Source organism: Ruminococcus champanellensis 18P13 = JCM 17042, from assembly GCF_000210095.1.
Classification (GTDB): Bacteria; Bacillota; Clostridia; order Oscillospirales; family Ruminococcaceae; genus Ruminococcus_F; species Ruminococcus_F champanellensis.
On sequence record NC_021039.1, the window covers coordinates 1,578,107 to 1,600,180 of the forward strand.

Annotated in this window: 20 protein-coding genes; 11 read left to right on the forward strand and 9 right to left on the reverse strand. The window is 53.3% G+C overall.

Annotated elements, in window-relative coordinates; genetic code table 11:
• Positions 1–418: SPASM domain-containing protein (locus RUM_RS06950; protein ID WP_147645651.1), on the forward strand; the 418-nt coding region annotated here is incomplete at its 5' end.
• A gap of 100 nt (positions 419–518) precedes the next feature.
• Here RUM_RS06950 and RUM_RS06955 read toward each other — a convergent pair.
• Positions 519–827 carry a hypothetical protein gene (locus RUM_RS06955; protein ID WP_015558446.1) on the reverse strand — a complete coding sequence of 103 codons (309 nt, stop codon included), beginning with the start codon at positions 825–827 and terminating at the stop codon, positions 519–521.
• Between the two features lie 95 nt (positions 828–922).
• On the reverse strand, positions 923–1,954 hold the full coding sequence (gene gap, locus RUM_RS06960; protein WP_015558447.1) for a type I glyceraldehyde-3-phosphate dehydrogenase: 1,032 nt from the start codon (positions 1,952–1,954) through the stop codon (positions 923–925).
• Positions 1,955–2,192: 238 nt separating this feature from the next.
• Between gap and RUM_RS06965 the strand changes: the two genes are divergently transcribed.
• On the forward strand, positions 2,193–3,281 hold the full coding sequence (locus RUM_RS06965; RefSeq protein ID WP_147645588.1) for a HAMP domain-containing histidine kinase: 1,089 nt from the start codon (positions 2,193–2,195) through the stop codon (positions 3,279–3,281).
• A gap of 43 nt (positions 3,282–3,324) precedes the next feature.
• Here RUM_RS06965 and RUM_RS06970 read toward each other — a convergent pair whose 3' ends face one another.
• From RUM_RS06970 to RUM_RS06985, 4 genes are all read right to left on the reverse strand, one after another.
• Positions 3,325–4,932, reverse strand: a complete 1,608-nt coding sequence (locus RUM_RS06970) for a CTP synthase (protein ID WP_015558449.1) — start codon at positions 4,930–4,932, stop codon at positions 3,325–3,327.
• 152 nt (positions 4,933–5,084) lie between these two features.
• Positions 5,085–5,465, reverse strand: a complete 381-nt coding sequence (locus tag RUM_RS06975; RefSeq protein ID WP_015558450.1) for a hypothetical protein — start codon at positions 5,463–5,465, stop codon at positions 5,085–5,087.
• The gene (locus tag RUM_RS06980; RefSeq protein WP_015558451.1) at positions 5,443–6,864 is read right to left on the reverse strand and encodes a sensor histidine kinase; all 1,422 of its coding nucleotides are present in this window, start codon (positions 6,862–6,864) and stop codon (positions 5,443–5,445) included. Before RUM_RS06980 ends, RUM_RS06975 begins: the two co-directional genes overlap by 23 nt.
• A 28-nt stretch (positions 6,865–6,892) precedes the next feature.
• Entirely contained in the window at positions 6,893–7,567 is a 675-nt protein-coding gene (locus RUM_RS06985; protein WP_015558452.1) for a response regulator transcription factor, read from the reverse strand.
• Positions 7,568–7,860: 293 nt separating this feature from the next.
• Here RUM_RS06985 and RUM_RS06990 point away from each other — a divergent pair, with 293 nt between their 5' ends.
• The 9 genes from RUM_RS06990 (at position 7,861) to RUM_RS07030 (ending at position 17,023) form a co-directional block, all read left to right on the forward strand.
• A complete protein-coding gene (locus RUM_RS06990; RefSeq protein WP_147645589.1) occupies positions 7,861–10,131 on the forward strand; it encodes a putative bifunctional diguanylate cyclase/phosphodiesterase in 2,271 nt (756 codons plus the stop codon).
• 18 nt (positions 10,132–10,149) lie between these two features.
• A complete protein-coding gene (gene trhA / locus RUM_RS06995) occupies positions 10,150–10,791 on the forward strand; it encodes a PAQR family membrane homeostasis protein TrhA (protein WP_015558454.1) in 642 nt (213 codons plus the stop codon).
• Between the two features lie 73 nt (positions 10,792–10,864).
• A complete protein-coding gene (locus RUM_RS07000; RefSeq protein ID WP_041326679.1) occupies positions 10,865–11,950 on the forward strand; it encodes a 6-phosphofructokinase in 1,086 nt (361 codons plus the stop codon).
• A 103-nt stretch (positions 11,951–12,053) separates the two neighbouring features.
• Positions 12,054–12,743: a 2-C-methyl-D-erythritol 4-phosphate cytidylyltransferase gene (gene ispD / locus RUM_RS07005; protein WP_041326680.1), complete on the forward strand. Its 690-nt coding sequence runs from the start codon at positions 12,054–12,056 to the stop codon at positions 12,741–12,743.
• On the forward strand, positions 12,740–13,219 hold the full coding sequence (gene ispF / locus RUM_RS07010) for a 2-C-methyl-D-erythritol 2,4-cyclodiphosphate synthase (protein ID WP_015558456.1): 480 nt from the start codon (positions 12,740–12,742) through the stop codon (positions 13,217–13,219). The genes ispD and ispF overlap by 4 nt, the downstream gene beginning before the upstream one ends.
• Positions 13,220–13,303: 84 nt before the next feature.
• Positions 13,304–13,534, forward strand: a complete 231-nt coding sequence (locus RUM_RS07015) for a putative Se/S carrier-like protein (protein ID WP_081460017.1) — start codon at positions 13,304–13,306, stop codon at positions 13,532–13,534.
• A 2-nt stretch (positions 13,535–13,536) separates the two neighbouring features.
• The gene (locus tag RUM_RS07020) at positions 13,537–14,673 is read left to right on the forward strand and encodes an aminotransferase class V-fold PLP-dependent enzyme (RefSeq protein WP_015558458.1); all 1,137 of its coding nucleotides are present in this window, start codon (positions 13,537–13,539) and stop codon (positions 14,671–14,673) included.
• 149 nt (positions 14,674–14,822) lie between these two features.
• On the forward strand, positions 14,823–15,719 hold the full coding sequence (cdaA, locus tag RUM_RS07025; protein ID WP_041326682.1) for a diadenylate cyclase CdaA: 897 nt from the start codon (positions 14,823–14,825) through the stop codon (positions 15,717–15,719).
• Complete coding sequence (locus RUM_RS07030) at positions 15,716–17,023, forward strand: CdaR family protein (RefSeq protein WP_015558460.1); 1,308 nt, start codon at positions 15,716–15,718, stop codon at positions 17,021–17,023. The genes cdaA and RUM_RS07030 overlap by 4 nt, the downstream gene beginning before the upstream one ends.
• A gap of 120 nt (positions 17,024–17,143) precedes the next feature.
• On the opposite strand, the gene RUM_RS07035 is transcribed toward RUM_RS07030, so the two are convergent.
• The 3 genes from RUM_RS07035 to RUM_RS07045 all read right to left on the reverse strand — a co-directional run bounded on the left by RUM_RS07035 (position 17,144) and on the right by RUM_RS07045 (position 22,058).
• Positions 17,144–18,937, reverse strand: a complete 1,794-nt coding sequence (locus tag RUM_RS07035; protein WP_015558461.1) for a glycoside hydrolase family 9 protein — start codon at positions 18,935–18,937, stop codon at positions 17,144–17,146.
• Between the two features lie 231 nt (positions 18,938–19,168).
• Complete coding sequence (locus RUM_RS12660; RefSeq protein WP_015558462.1) at positions 19,169–21,016, reverse strand: DUF5620 domain-containing protein; 1,848 nt, start codon at positions 21,014–21,016, stop codon at positions 19,169–19,171.
• A gap of 241 nt (positions 21,017–21,257) precedes the next feature.
• Positions 21,258–22,058 (reverse strand): RnfABCDGE type electron transport complex subunit B, encoded by an 801-nt coding sequence (locus RUM_RS07045; RefSeq protein WP_015558463.1) that lies wholly within the window; start codon positions 22,056–22,058, stop codon positions 21,258–21,260.
• Between the last annotated feature and the right edge of the window lie 16 nt (positions 22,059–22,074).

A 22,074-nucleotide genomic window follows, 5' to 3' on the forward strand; every position in this document is an offset into this window, starting at 1 on the left:
AAAGCGGTTCAACTTCTTCCACTTTATGATCGACCTGGATCAGGGCCCCTGCGCCATCAAGCGGCTGCGGGGTTGCGGCTGCGGCAATGAGTATGTTGCCATCACGCCGGACGGAGATATTTACCCGTGTCATCAGTTTGTAGGCATGGAAGAATACAAGATGGGGAACCTGGATGAGGGAACCTTTAATCTGGATATCAAGGCGGAGTTTGCTGCGGCGCATGTATACACCAAACCGGAATGTAAGCAGTGCTGGGCAAAATTTTATTGCAGCGGCGGATGTAACGCCAACAACTACCAGTATGCGGGGGATATCCACAATGCCCACAAGTTCTCCTGTCAGCTTCAGAAAAAGCGGCTGGAGTGTGCCATTATGATCAAAGCGGCGCACCTTGCGGAGGATCTTGCAGACAAATAAAACGTGTCGGCGCAGATTAGAAGTATTTAGCCCGGAAGTGGTTTGATTGAACTGCTTCCGGGCTTATTTGCATATGACATTTGGGCATAAATGGGATGCATCAACCTAAATCGTACGATGAATAGCCAAATTCGATTATCATCCTTTGCAGTTCTCGAAAATGCTTCCGGTTTTCAGATTTTGAGAATATGCCTTTTTTGTTGAAAAGAATTTTGGTGGGTCTATCAGCAGTAAAAAACAGAAAATAAGGAGGTTGGGCAAATAGATCCCTTTCTGCGATACAAGTTTTACCGTTGCTGCCTTGTTTGATGCACGCCTGAAAAACGATTTTTTCGCCGTTTGTAAAAGTAATCCCATTCTGATTGATCTCTTTGATCTCATAAAAACTCTTTTCAGATGCTGTATGCATTTTTCCCTCCTTGTTGAGCGATGTATTATGTTTCATCCATATAAAAAGAAAACGCCGTTTCCCGAAAGAAACGGCGTTTTGCAATCGTAAAACGATTAGCCCAGCTCTGCGAAGTACTTGATCGTACGAACCATCTGGCTGGTGTAGGAGTTCTCGTTGTCATACCAGGAAACAACCTGAACCTCGTACAGATCCTCAGCGATCTGTGCAACCATGGTCTGGGTAGCATCGAACAGAGAACCGTATCTCATGCCGATTACGTCGGAAGAAACGATCTGATCCTCGTTGTAGCCGAAGGACTCAGAAGCAGCAGCCTTCATAGCAGCGTTGATTGCTTCCTTGGTTACGTCCTTGCCCTTAACAACTGCGGTCAGGATGGTGGTAGAACCAGTCGGAACCGGAACTCTCTGTGCGGAACCGATCAGCTTGCCGTTCAGCTCCGGAATTACCAGGCCGATTGCCTTAGCAGCACCGGTGGAGTTCGGAACGATGTTTGCAGCACCTGCTCTTGCTCTTCTCAGGTCGCCCTTTCTGTGCGGACCATCCAGGATCATCTGGTCGCCGGTGTAAGCGTGGATGGTGCTCATGATACCGCTCTGGATGGGAGCGTAGTCGTTCAGAGCCTTTGCCATGGGAGCCAGGCAGTTGGTGGTGCAGGATGCAGCGGAGATGATGGTGTCATCCTTGGTCAGAGTGTTCTCGTTTACGGAGAATACGATGGTTTTCAGATCGTTGCCGGCGGGAGCGGAAATAACAACCTTCTTTGCGCCTGCATCGATGTGAGCCTGGGACTTCTCCTTGGAGCAGTAGAAGCCGGTGCACTCGAGTACAACGTCAACACCGATCTTGCCCCAGGGCAGCTCAGCTGCCTTCGGCTCAGCGTAGATTGTGATCTTCTTGCCATCAACGATGATGCAGCCTTCGCCTGCCTCTACAGTGTGGAGACCCTGGCCGATTCTGCCGCAGTAACCGCCCTGAGCGGTGTCATACTTGAGAAGCTGTGCCAGCATCTTGGGGTCTGTCAGATCGTTGATTGCTACGATCTCATAGCCCTCAGCGCCGAACATCTGTCTGAAAGCCAGACGGCCGATACGGCCAAAACCATTGATTGCTACTTTAACTGCCATTGGAATGTACCTCCTAATATTTTATGGTTCTATTATACACCATCCGGGCGCATTTTTCAAGTGCTTTGTCAGGAAAATAACTATTATTTTTCGGTGCATTTGCATTCTGCAAGGAAATCCATTGTTTCAAGTGTGCTTTTTGTGCAAAAGCGACAATTGCGGAGAATCTGAAAAAAGTGGTGTACAAATGGGAGAAAATATTGTATAATACATACATGTACAATAACATGGAGGGGTCATGATGCAGACAGAACAACAAAGGACGCAGCTGGCTGTGCTGCAGGATATTTTCAAACACTCCCATCAATATGTGTGGATCGCAGACCTGTCCTGCCAGGTGCTGTGGTGCAGCCATGACAGTCTGCCGGGGGCGTTCCGGGATCTGGACATTGGAAAGCTGCTCCGATCTCATCGGGGCATGCGGCTGTGCAGCGGCAGATATACCTGTACCCTGGATGGACTGACGTATTCCTACAGCCTGCTGCGGTATCCGGATCCGGAGGATCAGGCAAAGGATCTGCTGGTGATCCAGATGGCAGGAGAGGATGTATTTGCGGCATTCCTCCATGACAGCATGATCCGGGAATTTTTAGAAAATCAGTCCGGCACCATTCGCCAGGCGGTATCCGGGATTACCGCAGTCAGCGGACAGCTTGCCCAGCGGCTCCGCATCAATCAGGATGAACCGGCTCGGGAGTTGTTGAATGTGGGCATCAGCAACTGCTTCCGCCTGCTGCGGAGTACGGCGCATACCACGGAGCTGCTCCGGTATGCGGAAGCGCCTGTGCAGCGTGTCCGCATTGACGTGTGCGCTTTTTTGCAGGAATTTGCCCAGGCATGTACGGAGCTGCTACAGGGACATATGCAGGTGACTCTGGAGGACACAGAGCCGGTATACATTGTATCGGATCCGGAGCGTTTTTCTGCCTGCATCCAGTCCATGCTGCTGCTGAGCTGTGGCTCGGGTCCATGTGCCTCCCTGCGCATCCGTGCAGTGTGTCAGCGGGAGCAGCTTTGTATTTCCATGCTGCCGGCAGAAGCGGATGCACCGGAAAAGCCGGCACACCGGGTGCGGCATGACAAGCTGGAACCGCTGCATCCGGGAAATCCCCTGGATTCAGAGGCGTATCTGATCCGTCGGTATTGCAGCGTGTTCGGTGGCACACTGGAGCAAGGGGAGGCGGGCTGGCAGCTACGGCTGCCCCTGGCAAGCTCGGAGGATGCGGAACTGCTGGCTTGCTGCTCTCCCAAGCTGGATTATGCAGGAAACCGGTTCTCCCGGCTTCAGATCAATCTGTCCCAGATTGCAGAATTTGATTTTTATTAAGCAACGAAAAGCGGTATCACCCCATTGGATGATACCGCTGCTTTTATTTTTCCTTGTTTGCCAGGGATGCCCGAATGAAGTCTGCGAACAGCTTCTGGGGCTTGTTGGGACGGGACTTGAATTCCGGGTGGAACTGTACGCCGATGAACCAGGGATGGTTTTTCAGCTCGATGATCTCCACCAGCCGCTCGTCCGGAGAGAGCCCTGCGATGGACAATCCCTTCTGGGTGAGCAGCTCCCGGTAGCTGTTGTTGAATTCCCAACGGTGCCGATGCCGCTCGTAAATCAGCGGATCCCCGTAAAGCTTTGCGCACAGGGAATCCGGTGCCAGCTTGCAGGGGTACAGACCCAGTCGCATGGTACCGCCCTTGTCGGTGATATCCTTCTGGTCGTCCATAATGTCGATGACGCAGTTCTTGCCGTCCGGTGTGAATTCGGAGGAATTTGCATCGGTCAGACCAGCCACATTGCGTGCGAATTCTACCACCGCCATCTGCATGCCCAGGCAGATGCCAAAGAAGGGGATCTGATGCTCCCGTGCATAGCGGATCGCTTCGATCATGCCCTCAATGCCCCGGTCGCCAAAGCCGCCGGGTACGATGATGCCGTCACACATGTTCAGCATGCCGTCGGCGGTTTCCGCTGTGATCTCTTCAGAATTGATCCAGAGGATCTTCACGTTTGCATCATTGACGATGCCCCCGTGCCGCAGTGCCTCTGCAACGGACAGATATGCATCCGGCAGGGCAACGTACTTGCCCACCAGACCGATGGTCACTTCCTTGTGGGCATTCTTCTGCCGGTTCACCATTTCGATCCACTCGTGCAGATCCGGCTTGGGGTTGTCCAGATGCAGATGGTGGCACACAGCATTTGCAAGTCCCTCATTTTCCAGCATCAAAGGCACTTCATACAGGGAAGGCGCAGTGGTATTCTGGATGATATCCTCCCGGCGCACATTACAGAACAGGCTGATTTTTTCAGCCATCTCCTCCGGGATCTCCATTTCCGTGCGGCATACGATGATGTTAGGCTGGATACCCAGGGAGAGCAGTTCCTTGACGGAATGCTGGGTGGGCTTGGATTTCAGCTCATTGGAGCCTGCAATGAAGGGTACCAGGGTTACATGGATGTACATGGCGTTTTCTCTGCCTACTTCGGTGACGAACTGACGGATCGCCTCCAGGAAGGGGGTACTTTCGATATCGCCCACTGTGCCGCCGATTTCCGTGATGACCACGTCAGTAGAGGTGGCTTTGCCCACCCTGTAGATCTTTTCCTTGATCTCGTTGGTGATGTGGGGGATGACCTGCACTGTGCCGCCCAGGTAATCGCCCCGGCGCTCCTTGTTCAGTACATTCCAGTAGATCTTGCCGGTGGTCACGTTGGAGTTTACGCTCAGGTTTTCATCTACAAAGCGCTCGTAGTGCCCCAGATCCAGGTCTGTTTCCGCACCGTCATCGGTGACGAATACCTCGCCGTGCTGATAGGGGCTCATGGTACCCGGATCCACGTTGATATACGGGTCAAATTTCTGAATGGTGACCTTATAGCCTCTGGCCTTGAGCAAACGTCCCAGGGAAGCGGCAGTGATGCCCTTTCCAAGTCCGGAAACCACACCGCCGGTGACGAATACGTACTTAATCGGCATTTTCTTATTTCCTCCAGTCCTAATCTCTGTATGAAATCATATCATTTCTATTTTACCCTGTTTGCGTATAAAAAGCAAGAGGAAAAAAGAATTTTGTCACTTTATTTTGGCGGATGCAGAAAAAACGCCGTCCCATGGGGGACGGCGCTGTCTTACGAAAGGAGTTCTGCCCGGATCCGGGCACAGTAGATTGTAAAGGCAAGATTCTGTTCCAGGGAGGATACCCGAAACCGGCTGTCTGCTTCATAGCCGCAATTGGCAAAATCGTCAATGGTGAGTCCGCTGAAGAAGCCGTTTGCGACATCAAAGCTGACGGTACCGGAAATGTTGTACAAGGTCAGCCGGATCCGGTATTTTCCCTGTTGATGGGTCAGAAGCATGGAAAGCACCGGAATTTCCTCCAGTCGGCTCTCGTCAAAGCGGGTACCGTATGTGAGAGAAAGGATTTTGCCAAAGCAGTGCCAGTGTTGTAAGTCCGGGGGCAGCGTCCGGTACAGAAGCTCCATGCCCTCAATGGCTTCCAGTCCCTGCATGATGCGTTTCCTCCTTTTTATCCTGGTGGATCACAAACCAGAAGGTGGAGCCCTTCCCAAGGGTGCTGTCCACGCCGTAGGAGTAATTGTGCAGCTTCATAATGGCTTTCACGATGGACAGTCCCAAGCCGGTACCCACAACCTCCCGCTTGTGGTTTTCGCTGCGGTAGTACTTGTCAAAGATCATTCGCAGATTCTCCTTGTCAATGCCTGCACCGGTGTCCTGCACCTCGATGCGGACGCCGTTGGGAGTGTTGATCTGCCGGACAAAGATCTGCTTGTTCGGGCCTGTGTAATTGACGGCGTTGTTGATCAGGTTGCAGATCACCTGCTCGATTTTTCCTGCATCGCAGGTGACCATGGTTTCTTCGTCCGGCGTAAAGTGGATGTGGTAGCCGGTTTTGGCGGACAGCCCCCGATACCGGTCGATGATTTCCGACAGCTTTGCCCGGATGCCGAAGGTGGAGGGGGTCAGCGCCAGTCCGCCGCTTTCCAGCTTGGACAGATCCAGAATGTCATTGACCATCAGTGCCAGCCGATCGGTTTCTTCAATGATGATATTCAGATGCTCCGCACGCTTTACCGGATTGTCTCCGCTCAGATCCCGGATCATTTCCGCATATGCCTTCATCATGGTCAGCGGCGTGCGCAGATCGTGGGACACGTTGGCGATCAGATCCCGCTGGAGGGTATCCACTCTGGAGATTTCCTGTGCCGCATAGGTCAGCGCCCCTGCCAGCTGCTGCAGCTCCAGGTAGCTGCCCCCGTCAAATTGCACGTTGTAGTTGCCCTTTGCCATTTGCTTGGCGGATTTGGTCAGGCTTGCAATGGGTCGTGCCAGCCGGCGGGACAGATAAATGGACAGCAGCAGACCCAGCATCAGCAGAATGGCAGAGATGATCAGCAGCTGCCGCTTGATGATGGCTTCCGTGGAGCCTACCGGCACCAGTGGCGTATTCAGCAGCAGATAGCCCTTGGGATTGTCCATGGTGCCGATCACCGTACCGTACACCAGAGTATTGGTGCGGATGTGTTCGTTCATGATATCTCCGCAGATGGTGCCGGTCTTGCTGGAGCGGATCTGTGAGATAAAGGCACTGGTGTAGTTGGCAAAGCCGTGCACCAGGCAGGCGTTGCCCATCAGATCCTTGGAATATACCGTCCGGTAGTACTTGTCCACCACCACGATGCACAGATCGTTGTCATAGGCAAGTTCATCGTAGGTTTCTTCGTAGTTCTCCGTGCCGTAAATGTTCAACATATGGGCGGCAACCTTCTGGATGTCCGATGTCTTCATCCGGTCATAGAACTTTTCCAGAAAGATGATCTGGAATCCCCACAGCAGGAGAAATACCACCAGGATGAAGAACATAAAATAACACCAGAAGTGCAGTGCCATGCTTTCGCCGCCTGTCCGGCGGTGCCGTTCAGCGAACTTCAAACTTATACCCCATTCCCCGGAGGGTTACAATGAATTTCCGGTATTCTCCCAGGCTGTTCCGGAGCATTTTGATGTGGGTATCCACCGTCCGGTCGTCTCCGAAAAAGTCATAGCCCCAGACCTCCTCCAGCAGCTTGTCCCGGGTCAGGGCAATGTTGCTGTTTTTTACCAGGTAGAACAGCAGGTCGTACTCCTTGGGGGTCATGGATACCCGCTTGCCGTTTACATAGACCTCTCTGCCAGCCATGTCGATTTCCAGTCCCTCGAATTTCAGCCGGTCCGGGTTGGCGGGTGCCGCATGCTCGCTGCGCTTGATGACTGCCTTGACCCGTGCCATCAGCTCCTTGGGGGAGAAGGGCTTGACCACATAGTCATCAATGCCCAGCTCAAAGCCGAACAGCTTGTCGTATTCCTCACCCCGGGCAGAAAGCATGATGACCGGAATGTTTTTATACTTTTTGATCTCCTTGCATGCGGAAAAACCGTCCAGACGGGGCATCATAATATCCATGATGATTACATCAAAGTCCTGGCTCTTGACCAATTCCACTGCCTGCATACCGTCCTCTGCCTCTGCAACCTCATAGCCTTCAAATTCTGCGTATTCCTTGACGACCAGCCGGATGTTGGCCTCGTCGTCCACGATCAGTAACCGTTTCATAAGCTTGTCTGCGTGCCCTGTTGAGCCGCACTCCTTTCTTGGTTTGCTGCTTGTATCATACCATACTGATGCCAGTATATCAAGCCCTTGTGAAAAAACTGTGACGGGCAAAAAAAGATTCCGGGAGAATTCTTGAGCAGTTTGCACAAACAGCCAGGATTTGAAGCGGAATCATTGACATTTGCGTGCATTTTTGGTATAATCAATGTATATATAAATGGGGCGTCCTCCGCATCGGAAGCGGAGAGTCAGGGGAATGCGCACAGCGCAGATCCGGTTAGGACAGGATAGCATTGAAAAGAAAAAGATGGTTGATCTGTGAGGGGGTTTTTACCCTTGCCACCGGTATCGTCATTGCCTATGCGGCTATGAACCGGCAGGATGCATTTTTAATTTTTACTTCATATGTACTGGTGGTGGCAGTGCTCAGCGTGGCGCTGACCGTGTACTGGCAGAGCAGCTCTGCCCGGGCGATGGAAGCCAACCGCCGCCGCATTGCCTATTTTATTGACAATATCAACACGCCGGCATTGCTGTGGGACAATGCCCTGGAGCATATCCGGATCAATGACAGCCTGCGACAGGTGCTGGGCTTTGCAGAGGGGGAGACCCTTACAAAAGAGCAGTTCCCGGCACTGTTTGAGCGGCAGGACTGGAAGGAGCAGGACATTCAGGATATTCTCCGGAGCCGGAATGCAGAGTTTGTGATCCATACCCGCAGCGGTCAGGCGGTCACCATGGTCTGGAGCACCTCCGGCATGCAGCAGACGGAAAACACCTGCCTGTTCATGACCATCGGGGTGAACGTGACGGAGACCCGGCAGATGCAGTCGGAGATCGAGATGTTCTCCAATCAGCTGGCAGCCTCTGAATGGCGGTATTCCCTGTCCATGGAGCTGTCAGAGATCGGCATTCTGCTGACCCAGGGGGACAAGTATTTCATTTCTCCGGAGCTGCAGCGCATGCTTGGGCTGGATGAAGCCTCTGTATCCTTCGCTGCCTTCCGGCGGATGGTGCATCCCAATGACACGGTGATCTACGACACCTTTATGCGCAGTGTGGAGCGGCTACCCCAGATGCAGGAGGATCCGGAGGATCAGATCCACTCCATGGAGCTGCGGCTTCGTTCGGCGGACGGGGAATATCACTGGTACAACTATCGCTACAAGGCGGCAAAGCTGGTTGGGGCGGATACCCCCATCATCGGCGGCTCCTTCATCAACATGGACACGGAAAAGGAAAAGGACGCTTTGATCGAGCGGCTGGCTTATGTGGACGAGGTCACGGGCATTTCCAACCGGAACAAGCTGATGCTTATGGGACAGGAGACCTATGTATGTTCCCTGGAGCTGGGGATTACCTACTTTGTCATGGTGCTGGACATTGACCGGTTCCACCTGGTGAATGATGCCTACGGCTACGAATGCGGCAACAAGACCTTACAGGATTTTGCCCACATTATGTATAAGTATCTGTCCTTCGGGGGCTTTGGTGCCCGGATCTCTGCGGACAACTTTGCGCTGATCCTCCGGGATTACGGGGATGAGGAGCTGCCGGTCAAGACCATGGAACGGATCCAGGCGGATCTTGCCCAGTTGGGTATGACGGAGCTTTCCGCCAAGGCGCTGACCTGCTCCGCCGGCTATTCCCGGATGCCCCAGGACGGTGAATCCTTTGCGGAGGTACTGGAGCATGCGGAATTTGCCCTGTCCTCTGCGGAGCACCGGAAGGGCACGGTGGTAGGCTACAACAGTAGTATGCATGATACCATTGTAGGGGAGAGCGAGCTGGAAAAGCAGTTGTCCGATGCCATTGACAATGGGGAACTGCGGCTGTACTATCAGCCCAAGATCGCATTGACCAACGGCAGGATTATCGGTGTGGAGGCATTGATCCGCTGGATCCGGCCGGACGGCACGGTGGTGCAGCCAGGCAGCTTTGTGCCCATTGCGGAAACCTCCCAGCTGATCCGGAAAATCAGCGATTATGTTCTGTCCGAGGCATGTGAGCAGAACCGGATCTGGCAGCGGATGGGACTGCCCAATATCATCATGTCCATCAACCTGACTTCGGCGGATTTCTATCAAACCAACGTGTGCGAGGCAGTGTATGAAGCTCTGGCACGGACTGGTCTGGAGGCACAGTGGCTGGAGATCGAGCTGACGGAATCCCTGGCTCTGAAGGATCTGGATATGGCACTGGAGCAGATGCACCAGCTGCGTGCCATGGGCGTGCGTCTGGCGATGGACGATTTCGGTACCGGGTACTCCTCACTGAGCTATTTGCAGGTATTGCCCATTACCCTGTTGAAGCTGGATCGCAGCTTTGTGGTGAATCTGGAGCAGGATGAGATTGCAAGAGAGATTGTGGCAGCGGTGATCCGCATTGCCAAGTCCAAGCATATTGAAACCATTGCGGAGGGCATCGAGCACCCGGAGCAGGCAAGGCTGCTGCGGATCGCCGGCTGTGACAATGCCCAGGGCTATCTGTATGGCAAGCCCATGCCCCCCAAGGAGATTGAGGAATTTATGCGGCGTAATGTGACAGAGCGCCAGGTTTACTGATTGCAAGGAGGAATCAACATGGACTTTCTCAGACGCAAATACACACTGGGTGAGGAATTGTTCAACGCCATTACCCACGGCATCGGCGCCCTGCTTTCTGTGGCGGGCTGCGTGGTACTGCTGGTCAGATGTCATCAGCTGGGCGACAGCGTTGCAGCAGTCAGTTCCGCCATTTACGGCACCACTTTGATTATCCTGTACACCATGTCCACCCTGTATCACGCCCTTGCCAACGAAAAGGCAAAAGCCGTGTTCCGGGTGTTTGACCATGTGACCATCTATCTGCTGATCGCCGGCACCTATACCCCATATACTTTGGCGTGTCTGGGCGGGGCGTTGGGCTGGACTTTGTTCGGCATCGTCTGGGCGGCGGCTATTGTGGGAATCGTTTTTTCCTCCATCAGTCTGCGCCGGTTCCAGAAGCTGTCCATGATCTGCTACATTGCCATGGGCTGGGTGATCCTCATTGCCATCAAGCCCCTGTGGCAGGTGATCGGTACGCTGCCCATGGTATTTCTGGTGATCGGCGGGGTACTCTACACGGGTGGTGTTTTGTTCTATCAGATGAAGGAATCCCGGTATATGCATTCTATCTGGCATTTGTTCGTCATTGCCGGCAGCATCTTTCAGTATTTCTCGATCCTGCTGGCATTGACTTGATCAGAATCCCATCTGCATGGGCAGAAAAAATACAGGAAGGGAGGATGGTTTGCTTTCCGGCAAACCGGAATCGATCATGAAAAGAATTGGTATTTTAACAAGCGGCGGGGACTGCCCCGGACTGAACGCCACCATTCGGGGCGTTGCCAAGGCATGCTTCCAGCAGTTCGGTACGGACAAGGTAGAGATCGTGGGGATCTCCAACGGTTACTATGGCTTGATCCACAACCTATGCCGGGATATGAATCCCTCGGATTTTTCCGGTATTCTGACCCAGGGGGGCACCATTCTGGGTACCAAGCGGCAGCCCTTCAAGATGATGACCGTCATCGGGGAGGACAACGTGGACAAGGTCAAGAATATGAAGGAAACCTACAAAAAGCAGAAGCTGGACTGCCTGCTGACCCTTGGGGGCAACGGCACCCACAAGACCTCCTACCTGCTGGCACAGGAGGGGCTGAACGTGATCGGTCTGCCCAAGACCATCGACAACGATATTTATGGCACGGATGTGACCTTCGGCTATCAGACCGCAGTGGATATTGCCACGGATGCCATTGATCGGCTGCATACCACGGCAGCAAGCCATTCCCGGATCCTGGTGTGTGAGGTCATGGGGAACAAGGCTGGCTGGCTGACCCTGAGCGCAGGCATTGCCGGCGGTGCGGATATTATCCTGATTCCGGAGATCCCCTATGACATTGAAAAGGTCTGCGAGGCACTGCTGAAGCGTGCGGCAAACGGTAAGAGCTTTTCCATTATGGCAGTGGCTGAGGGCGCATTTGACGTGGAGGAAGCCAAGCTGAAGAAAAAGCAGCGTGCTCAGAAGCGTGCAGAAGCAGGGATTCTGACTGCCACCAGCCGGATTGCGGCACAGGTGCAGGCATCCACGGGCATTGACACCCGGGTATGCGTACCGGGACATATGCTCCGGGGCGGCAGTCCCAATGCCTATGACCGTCTGCTTGCCACAAAGCTGGGTGTGCATGCGGCAAAGCTGATCGCACAGGAGCGTTATGGCCGTTCTGTTGCCATTGTTGGCGGCAAGGTGACCTCCAACAAGCTGGCGGATATCGCAGGACTGACCAAGTTTGTGGATCCCAAGGGGGAGCTGGTTATGACCGCAAAGCACATTGGCGTCTCCTTCGGGGATGAGTAATACAAAATCTGCAAAATCCGCAGGAGGCAGCTTCTGCGGATTTTCTATGGCAGCGCTGTATAAGAAATGTGCGGTGTTGCCCTGTGAAGGAAGGAGCATTGCATTGGATACATCGGCAATTATCGTTTGCGCAGGGAATGCCACCCGGATGCAGGGGGTTAACAAGATCCTGCTGCCTCTGGGGGATACCAACGTGATCGGCATGAGCATGCGTGCCTTTGAAGCATGCCCCAGTGTGGCGGAGATCATCCTGGTGTGCCGGGATTGTGACCGGCAGGAGATCGAACAGACCGCAGAACGGCTTGGCATTCAAAAACTGACCGCCATCACCATAGGGGGACATACCCGACAGGAAAGCGTGCAGAACGGACTGCGAAAACTGTCCAGAAGCACAGAGTATGTTGCCATTCACGATGGGGCACGGCCTTTGGTGAAGCCGGAGCAGATCGAACGAACCATTCATGATGCAAGGGTGTTCGGGGGTGCAACCCTTGGGGCACCGGTGAAGGATACTATTAAGGCAGTCAGCGATGGGCTGATTACGGATACGCCTCCCCGGCATACCCTGTATCTGACCCAGACTCCCCAGGTGTTCCGCCGCCGACTGTATTTTGAAGGGGTGGATTTCGCCCTGGAGCACGGGCTGGACTTTACGGATGACTGTCAGCTGGTGGAGGCCATCGGAGGCAAGGTATACATGACGGTGGGGGATTACACCAACATCAAGATCACCACACCGGAGGATGCGGCAATCGCACAGGCAATTTTGAAACAGCAGGAGGAACAGGCATGAAACTGAGAATTGGACACGGATATGACGTACATCGGCTGACAGAGGGGCGCAAGCTGATTCTGGGCGGCGTAGAGATCCCCCACGATAAGGGTCTGCTGGGACATTCGGACGCAGACGTACTGGTGCATGCCCTGATGGACGCCATGCTGGGTGCGCTGGCACTGGGAGATATCGGGCATCTGTTTCCGGACGATGATCCCACCTACAGCGGGGCAGACAGCATGAAGCTACTGGAATTTGTAAATGATCTGATCCGGGACAAGGGCTACCGGATCGGCAATCTGGATGCCACCATTCTGGCACAGGCACCCAAGCTGGCGCCCTTTATTCCTGCCATGCAGGAACGAATTGCAGATGTGTGCCGGATTGACCGGGAGGATGTGAGCGTGAAAGCCACCACAGAGGAAAAACTGGGCTTTACCGGCGAAAAGCTGGGGATTGCTGCCCACTGTGTGGTGCTGCTGACGGAGCTGTAAGGAGTGACGGGATCCCGGTAGCATTTTCTGTCGAAACGCATAGGATGAAGTAATGGCATTCCTGTATATGGGCATGTCAATCCTATGAGTGAGGTGATCCCTATGACCACGACCATTGCGATGCCGTCTTTGACACATGCTATGAAGGGACAGAAGGTATTACAGGCGGCAGGCTATCATACACAGGTACACAAGACCAAGCAGGGCAATGCCCAGGGCTGCGGCTATAGCTTGCAGGTGCAGGCTGGTGCGGCTTCTGTGCTGCGGCTGCTGGAGCAAAGCGCTGTGCCATTTCTCAGTTATACGGAGGAGTAGGTATGGCGCAGCCGGTCAATTTTGATAATGCGGCAACCACCTTTCCCAAGCCTCCGGAGGTGTATGCTGCGGTCAGCTATGCGCTGGAAAAGCAGGGAGGCAATCCGGGCAGGGGCGGTCATCCCTTGTCCATGGCGGCAGGAGAGGCGGTATATGCCGCCCGGGAAACAGTGGGAAATTTCTTCGGCGCTCAGCCGGAAAATGTGATCTTCACCAGCAACTGTACCCATGCGCTGAACCTTGCGATTCAGGGCGTTGCCCGGCGGGGCGGTCATTTTATCATCAGCGATCTGGAGCATAATTCTGTGGCAAGACCGGTGGAGGCGCTTGCCCGGGCAGGGAAGATCACCTACAGCGTTGCACATGTGTATCCGGAGGATGCCCGGACGGTGGAATCCTTCCGGAGCCTTATTACGTCACGCACCCAGGCTATGGTATTCACCCTTGCCAGCAACGTGACCGGACAGGTGCTGCCCTGGCGTGCCCTGGCAAAGCTGTGCCGGGAGCGGGGTATCTGCTGCATCGGAGACGGCGCCCAGGTCTGCGGCATTCTGCCGGTTGCGCTGGAGGATGGATTCCATATTCTCTGTACCGCCGGACATAAGGGCTTGTACGGAGCGCCTGGCACGGGGCTGCTGATGACCGACGGGAGTGTCAAGATCCGTCCTCTGATGCAGGGGGGCACCGGCAGCACCTCTCTGGATCTGTCCCAACCGGATTTTCTGCCGGATGCGTTGGAAAGCGGTACGGTCAATACCATTGGGGCAGCGTCCATGCGGGCAGGCATCCGCTTTTTGCAGCGGCTGGGTCTGGAACGGATTCATGCTTATGAAAGCGGACTGTGCCGACGGCTTCAGGCGGGACTTGAGAGGATTCCCGGTGCGGTGATCTATCGGGATCCGGCAGCATCCTATGTGCCTCTGCTGTCCTTCAATCTTGCACAGCGACAGCCGGAGCAGGTGGCAGAGTTGCTGAGCATGCAGGGCTATTGTCTTCGTGCCGGGTACCACTGTGCTGCCCTTGCCCATACCAGTCTGGGCACCCGGGATGGTACGGTGCGGTTTGCGCCCTCCGTGTTCAATCGGGAATCCGAAGTGGATGGATTGGTAGAACAACTGAAAAAAATCGCAGGAAACTGAAATACAGTTCTTGAAATGCGAGGGCCGTTGTGCTATAATATAAAATAGGTAATACCGTACAGATCTTGTGGGATATACGTGCATATGCGCACAAAGGAGGGGCGACCCTCCTACATAATCGAAGGGAGTGAGACTGGATGTTTGCAAGCATGTACGATTCTATAAAGGATGCGCTGAATTCTGCATGGAACGTGCTTTTGTCCATCACTCCAATTGATATTGTGGATATGGTTCTACTGACCTATCTGGTTTATCTGTTTATCAAACTGATGCGGGAAACCAGAGCCGGTCAGCTGATCAAGGGGATTATCCTGTTTATCATTGCATACCTGATCAGCAAGAACATAGGGCTGAAGGCAATCACCTATATCATCGACAGGATGCTGGATATCGGCTTGGTGGCACTGATCGTCATGTTCCAGCCGGAGCTGCGGCGGGCACTGGAGAAGGTGGGCAGAACCCAACTGGGTGTCCGGTTGTTCGGTCTGGGTGAAACCGTGGATGAGGTAACTTCCAAATGGAGCCACGCCATCAACGCCATTTGTGACTCCTGTGCGGAGCTTTCCTCCACCTGCACCGGTGCCTTGATCGTCATCGAGCGCCAGACCAAGCTGGGTGAGCAGATTGATACGGGTACCGTTATGCATGCGGCTCCCAGCAAGGAGTTGTTCGGAAACATCTTCTACCCAAAGACCCCCCTGCACGATGGCGCAGTTATTATGCGGGACGGAGAGATCCTGGCGGCGGCATGCTTCCTGCCCAAGCCCTCCAAGGAGGAGCTGATCAACAAAAAGCTCGGCTCCCGGCACCGGGCTGCCATTGGTATGAGCGAGGTCTCCGATGCCATCGTCGTGGTGGTTTCCGAGGAAACCGGTCAGATCTCCGTTGCGGAGAATGGTGTGCTGGTGCGGGATTATACCAAGGACAAGCTGAAGCAGCATTTGATGGAGCAGATTTTGCCCAATCCCTCTGATAGCTGGAGCCGCAAGCCCCGGAAGAATCCCTTCCGCAGGGAGAAGCTCGCAAAAGGAGGCGATGGGAAATGAATGTATTTCGTTCTCTGAAAAGGAAGATCAGCTGGCTGATCCGGAATGAATTCCGGTCATTGGTGTACTCAGCGGTCATTGCGATTTTCGCCTGGTTTCTGATTTCTGTGACCATTTATCCCACCACCCCCAAGACTATCCGGGACATTCCCTTGACCATTTCTCTGGCAGATACGGCGGCGGAGGAAAATGGACTGAGCATCATTACCGAGGATCTGGATCAGGTGAAGGTGGATGTGACCATTACCGGGAGCCGATCCCAGATCGGCAGCTTTACGGCGGAAAACCTGGTGGCTGAGGCGGTGATTCCGCAGAGCATCACGGAGGCCGGAGAGTACACCTTGTCCATTCTGGTGACCAATCCGGAAGGTGTGGCGTTTACGGTGGATTCCCAGAGTCCCAAAACCATTGACGTAACCTTTGACCGGATCCAGACCGTGCACGATATCCCAGTGCAGGCGAGTCTGCCAAATGTGACGGCGGCGGAAAATCTGACGCTGGATACCCAGGGAATAGAGTGCACACCGGAAAAGCTGAGCATTACCGGGCCGGCAACCACGCTGGAATTGATTGACCATGCGGTGGTCAATGTGCCGGATACCATGGAACTGAGCAGTACCTACACCTTTACCAACTGTACAAATGTGATGCTTTACGACAAAGACGGTGCGGAGATCGACCAGAGCGCATTGCAGCTTGCCATTGGCAACGGTTTTAATGTAAAGGTGCCGGTGTTCACCAAGGTGACGCTGCCCTTGGATGTGAGTCTGACCTATGTGCCTACCGGTTTTGATACGGAGTTCCTGCGGAATCGGCTGAAATTCAGTATGGATGAGATCACATTGGCTGCGCAGAACAGCAACATTAAGGATCTGACCAGCTGGAACCTGGGTTCCATTGTTTTAAGCACCGTTGATCTCCATTATCAGAAAACCTTTGAAATTGATACCCGCGGACAGTTCAACAACCTGTCCGGCATCACCACAGTGCAGGTTGCGCTGGATACAGAAGGGCTTGCAAGTAAGACCATCCGGGTAACAGATATTCCGGTGGTGAATGCGCCCTCCTCCTACAAGTACAGCGTAGTGACCAGGAGCTTGAGTATCACAGTGATCGGTCCTGAGGAGGATATCAAGGATCTGACCGAAAAGGATCTGCTGGTGACGGCGGATCTGACCGGCTATTCCGTGAAGGATGCGTCCTTTGAGCATGAAGTAACGGTGACTGCGCCGGATTACAGCAAGGTTTGGGCATCCGGATCCTACACAGTCTGGATCGATGCAGAACGCAATAATGAAGAATAAGCATAGTGAAGCAAAAGAGGATACCAAAGGGTATCCTCTTTTTTTGTATCCCATCGTATCCCATCGTATCCCATCGCTGCATGAAAAAAGAAGGGCATCACCAAAGTGATGCCCTTGCTGTTATGGGGTTTGTCCCAGATCGGATTCTTCAATCAGATGCGCCAGGTAACGGGAAATTGCGGTGATATCACCGGAGTCAATGCTGTTGTCCCGAACGCAGTCTGCATTGGCAAGTCCATATTCTGTGGGCGGGTTCGGAAGGGTGCTGTCCTGCGCCACATACCGGCACAGAAGTACAATATCGTTGATCTCGATGACACCGTTGCAGTCCACATCCCCATACTTGCTAGCCGGGATGGGCTGGGGCACTATAGTGGTTGTAGTGGTTGCGGATGTGGTAGCCTCCGGAGCAGTTGTTGTAGTGGTAGTAGTGGTAGTAGTTGTTGTCGTTGTAGTGGTCGTTGTGGTAGTTGTTGTTGTGGTGGTAGTGGTCTCGCCGCCGGGAGTCAAAGTGAAGGGCTTTACGCCTTCGATGGAAGTAACGGTGGAACCGGTCTTGTAAATAGAATACAGACCTGCTGCTGCGCCGCTGAGTGCTGCATTGTAGTCGCAGGCAACCTCATTTGCCTGATAATCCTTGACGGAGTCCACATAAGAACCGCCTTGATCCGTGGGACCGCCTACAAGAGCGCCTATCAGCACATGACCGTTGGGGCACACACCGCCGCTGTTGTTGAACTCATCCCAGTTGGTAAGTCCGGAAGCGGCTCTATGGTGAGGATACTTGGCGGAATTGTCCGCAAAGCCAACCACAAAGCACTTGTTTGCCGGATTCTGCCCCAGAATATAGGTCATCTGATACTTGCACCATGCAGAGTAGTCTGCACTGGAGTTTTTGGTTGCAGCCAGTGCACACTGCTGCAGTGCGGTATTGTAGCGGCAGGATCCCCAGGCGTTCTGGAAGTAGTAGGAGTTGGAGGTGGAATTCACCTTGCCGTCGATGTAGGAGTTTACCATAGACCAGTCGCCGGTAATGTGAGCCTTGACAATGTGTGCGCCCAGGGAAACGTTGTTCCAGCAGTGTACCCAGCCAATATACTGGGGAATATTCTGGTTCATGATGTTCTGATAGGTGGTGTCCTTGGTAGCCAGGTACAGCCAGCCTGCCGCCCATGCTACATCATCCTTATAGTCGTCAGAGCCATAGAAGCCGTTGGGGCCGTCCGTTGCAACGGAGTTTACCCGGGTTGCATAGTTCAGCAGAGCCTTTGCGTACTTCAGATCTTCCTCATTGCCAAAGTTGATGTAGTTGATTGCCAATGCCGCAGCATATTCCGCCGCAATGTCACTTGCGGTCGAACTGGTCCAGTATTCCTTCTGAACGCCCTGCTGCTGTTCCTGTGCCTCCGGTGTGTTCCAGTAGCTGTGATCCACATTGCCGTCTCCCAGCTGATAGCAGAAGCTGGACACGGAATCACCGCTGAGCTTTGTGCTGTTCTTGAAGAAGGCTGCAAAGTAATCTGCGATGGTTCTGTAGTGCTCCGTCAGTCCCAGACTGTCATAGGAGTCCTTGAACTCGTAGTACCCCCAGCCAAGGGTGGAAGCGGTGTAGCCCTGGGGCAATCCGAAGATGGCGTGGTCACCTGCGTCGTGAAAACCACAGTCTACGCTGTCGCTGGTATGGCAGTTGCCACGCCAGGTCATACCGGATTTCTCGGCTACCTGGGAACCGCACATATTGGCGTCATAGAAATACATGGAGTATTGCAGGAGCTTTGCGTAGTTGTCGGTATCACCGGCGGATGCGGTCATAGCGGGCATTGAGGCGAGAGGAGCGGCAATGGCGGATACGGCCATGGCTGCACTCAATGCAGTTGTTTTTAATTTACGCTGCAGCTTGGATTTTGCGTGCATATTCAATCATTCCCTTCTGATTATACAACATGAAAAGCTGTAATATACAAATCTATTATACATGATGCCATTCGTTCATAAATGAATAAACAGCATATATAATTTGAACTTTCCATGAATTATACGTTGAATATAGATAGAATGTACAATTGAACCAAAAATAATTTGTTCAAAACAAACAAAGAGCGATGCAGAAGCATCGCTCTTTCAACAGTGATTCGTGAACTGATGTTATGCCTGCGGACCAAGCTCGGAAGCATCGATCAGATGAGCCAGGTAACGTGCGATGGCGGTGATGTCACCGGAATCGATGGTGCCGTCATAGTAACAGTCTGCATTCAGCAAGCCCTCAGCGGAAAGAGCCTTTGCGGTAGCATCCTGTGCAACATAACGGGACAGAAGAACCACATCGTTGATCTCAACCTTGCCGTTGCAGTCCACATCGCCGTACAAGGAGGCAATCGGTGCCGGTTCGGTGGTGGTTGTGGTGGTCGTGGTAGTCGTCGTGGTTGCAGTTGTTGTGGTAGTAGTGGTAGTTGTAGTCACTTCCGGCTCACTGTAGTAGTAAACATCCACAGAATCCAGAGTAATGGTGTCCACATCGTTTCCATACCAGAAGCCCAGCATGGTATTGCCGTACTCTACGTTTACATTGTTCTTGACGGTAGGCGTGAGGATCCACATGATCTCGATGTTCTTGCCTGCATCCGAAATGACGAAGTTGTTGCCCTGGTACCACATGGTTTCGTCCAGCGTTTCATCTACGGAAATGCCGAAAGCGCCTACAAATTTGCCGATATCCGTGCCTGCGGAAACGGTGAACTTGATTGCCTGGATGGTATCATTGTTGGTCAGATCCAGATCTGCCAGGTCAATATGTGCTGCATTGGTGGTATCGTCCCCGGCGGTCAACTTGACATTCGGCTTTGCGGTTGCAGTGCCGGTATAGGGAACGGTTACAGTCTGGGTGTAGGTGCAGGTGGCGCCGGTCAGCTTGATGCTTTCGTTGTCGCCATGCCAGTACTGGATGGAAACGGCATCATTTCCGGCTGTGGTAGCATTTTCCCGGACGGTTTCGGGCATCTCCCAGGTTACTTCCTGGTACTTTCCAACACTGTCCAGGGTAGTGCCTCTGCCAATTTCAAAGCCATAGTCGGTTTCATCCTCCGGGCCGTGGTCGTTGTACCAGAAGCCTTCCTTGCCATTGATGTACTCTGTATCTGCCGGAGACTGGGCTGCTACATTCATGCCGCCGCCGTACATAACAGTACCCATATCTGAATCAGACTCCAGAATAAAGGTGAAGGATTCCAGGGTCAGATCGGAAAGGTCACTGATGCCAAAGTCTTTGTATGTGATTTTATGGCTGTTGAGGGGGTCGCCTTCCTTATATGTAGATTCACCGGTTTCAGCATCCAGATAGTAGTCTTCATCATAGCCCTGGGTCAGGGTGATATCCAGATCTTCCACAGAAGCGGTCAGCGTGGATGAGATGGTAGCCGTGCCGTCCTTGTTGTCCACAAAGGAACAGGTACCGCTTTTTCTTGCGGTGGATTCCGGCTTGGTAGGATCCGTTGTAGAACTGCCGCTGGTGTTGCCGGTTACGGAGATCAGCTTTACGGAACCGGTGGTGGCGGAATTACCGCAGTAGTACATGCCGATATTGGTGGTTGCAGTGGTATTGACGTAGGGCTGAACCTCCTTCGGGATCTCATACACTACGGTAAAGGTGGAGGAGGTGAAGGATTGCTTGAAGGATTCGCCTTGGTACCAGTACTCCGGAGAATAATCCTTGGTAACGCCGATGCCCAGACCGCCGGAGAAGGAACCGGAAGAAATCGGCGCTTCAAACACGCAGGTAATGGAGGTCAGTGTTTCACCGGAGCCGCACAGAGAGGCTGTGTTTACGGTGTAGGTGTTGTCACCCTCCTTACAGGCGTAGCTTTTGTTGACGGAGATGGTTTTGTCAGCGGCATATACATTGCTGAATGCCAGCATGGTGGGGGTTGCTAATGTGCCGGTCAGCATGGCTGCACTGATGGCAACTGCCCGGATTTTGTTGTGTAGACTGTGGTTCATGATAAACGCTCCCTTTCATTTATCTGGATTCCCTGTGGATCCATATATTGCAGAGCTCATCAGAGCTTCAGGCATTATTATTATAGCACACAAATATGAATAAATTATGAAAATCTGTGATAATATCAAGAATAATTTAAAAAAGCGATTTAAAAATATACAACATGTACAATGCAACTGGAAATCAACAACGCATAAAATAAAAACAGCCGGATCCGAAGATCCGGCTGTAAGGAGACTTTTATTTTTCGCAGTTGGTGATAGCACCCACCGGGCATGCTTCATAGCAGACGCCGCAGCCGGTGCATTTTGCATAGTCAATGCTGGCGTGAAAGTCTGTGACGGTGATGGCACCGCTGATGCATTTCTTCTCACAGATCTTGCAGCCGATGCAGCCGTTCTTGCAGTGCAGCTTGGTGAGCTTTCCGTTTTCGCCGGAGGAGCAGCGCACATCGATGTGTTTGGTTACTGGTCGTATGGAGATCAGGTGCTGGGGACAGACCTTGACGCACTTGCCGCAGGCACCGCACCGGGCAGCTTCAATATGGGCGATGCCTTCTTTGATGGAGATGGCGTCGTTGTCGCATACATGCACGCAGTCCCCATAGCCCAGACAGCCAAAGCTGCATGCGCCGGTTCCGCCGTAGAACCGCTTGGCAGCCTGGCAACTGGGGATGCCGTTGAAGTCAAACTTTTTCTGGGTGGCATTGCAATCGCCGTTACAGTGGAGCACTGCCACCTCCGGCACCATTTCCTCTGCCTCGGTGCCCATGATGCCGCTGACCTGTGCGGCGGTTGCCATGCCTCCGGGTTTGCACAGGTTGGTGGCAGCACCCTGTTCCACGATGGCGGTGGCATAATCCCCACAGCCCGCAAAGCCGCATGCACCACAGTTTGCCTGGGGCAGAACCTCTGAGATCTTTTCGATCCGTTCGTCCACCTTGACCTCGAACACCTTGCTTGCAACCGTAAGCAGCACCCCTGCCAGCAGCCCAAGCACCGCAAAGATCAGGATGGGAAGGACATATGTTTCAAAAGACATAATGACTCACATGACC

Bases quoted from the DNA above. Each gene is read 5' to 3' on its own strand.
- ispF (WP_015558456.1), top strand. From the start codon at position 12,740: ATGAAACTGAGAATTGGACACGGATATGACGTACATCGGCTGACAGAG.
- RUM_RS07015 (WP_081460017.1), top strand. From the start codon at position 13,304: ATGAGTGAGGTGATCCCTATGACCACGACCATTGCGATGCCGTCTTTG.
- RUM_RS06975 (WP_015558450.1), bottom strand. From the start codon at position 5,465: ATGCAGGGACTGGAAGCCATTGAGGGCATGGAGCTTCTGTACCGGACG.
- RUM_RS07035 (WP_015558461.1), bottom strand. From the start codon at position 18,937: ATGCACGCAAAATCCAAGCTGCAGCGTAAATTAAAAACAACTGCATTG.
- RUM_RS06980 (WP_015558451.1), bottom strand. From the start codon at position 6,864: ATGGCACTGCACTTCTGGTGTTATTTTATGTTCTTCATCCTGGTGGTA.
- cdaA (WP_041326682.1), top strand. From the start codon at position 14,823: ATGTACGATTCTATAAAGGATGCGCTGAATTCTGCATGGAACGTGCTT.
- RUM_RS07020 (WP_015558458.1), top strand. From the start codon at position 13,537: ATGGCGCAGCCGGTCAATTTTGATAATGCGGCAACCACCTTTCCCAAG.
- RUM_RS06985 (WP_015558452.1), bottom strand. From the start codon at position 7,567: ATGAAACGGTTACTGATCGTGGACGACGAGGCCAACATCCGGCTGGTC.
- RUM_RS07045 (WP_015558463.1), bottom strand. From the start codon at position 22,058: ATGTCTTTTGAAACATATGTCCTTCCCATCCTGATCTTTGCGGTGCTT.
- RUM_RS12660 (WP_015558462.1), bottom strand. From the start codon at position 21,016: ATGAACCACAGTCTACACAACAAAATCCGGGCAGTTGCCATCAGTGCA.
- RUM_RS06965 (WP_147645588.1), top strand. From the start codon at position 2,193: ATGATGCAGACAGAACAACAAAGGACGCAGCTGGCTGTGCTGCAGGAT.
- gap (WP_015558447.1), bottom strand. From the start codon at position 1,954: ATGGCAGTTAAAGTAGCAATCAATGGTTTTGGCCGTATCGGCCGTCTG.
- RUM_RS06955 (WP_015558446.1), bottom strand. From the start codon at position 827: ATGCATACAGCATCTGAAAAGAGTTTTTATGAGATCAAAGAGATCAAT.
- RUM_RS06970 (WP_015558449.1), bottom strand. From the start codon at position 4,932: ATGCCGATTAAGTACGTATTCGTCACCGGCGGTGTGGTTTCCGGACTT.
- trhA (WP_015558454.1), top strand. From the start codon at position 10,150: ATGGACTTTCTCAGACGCAAATACACACTGGGTGAGGAATTGTTCAAC.
- RUM_RS07030 (WP_015558460.1), top strand. From the start codon at position 15,716: ATGAATGTATTTCGTTCTCTGAAAAGGAAGATCAGCTGGCTGATCCGG.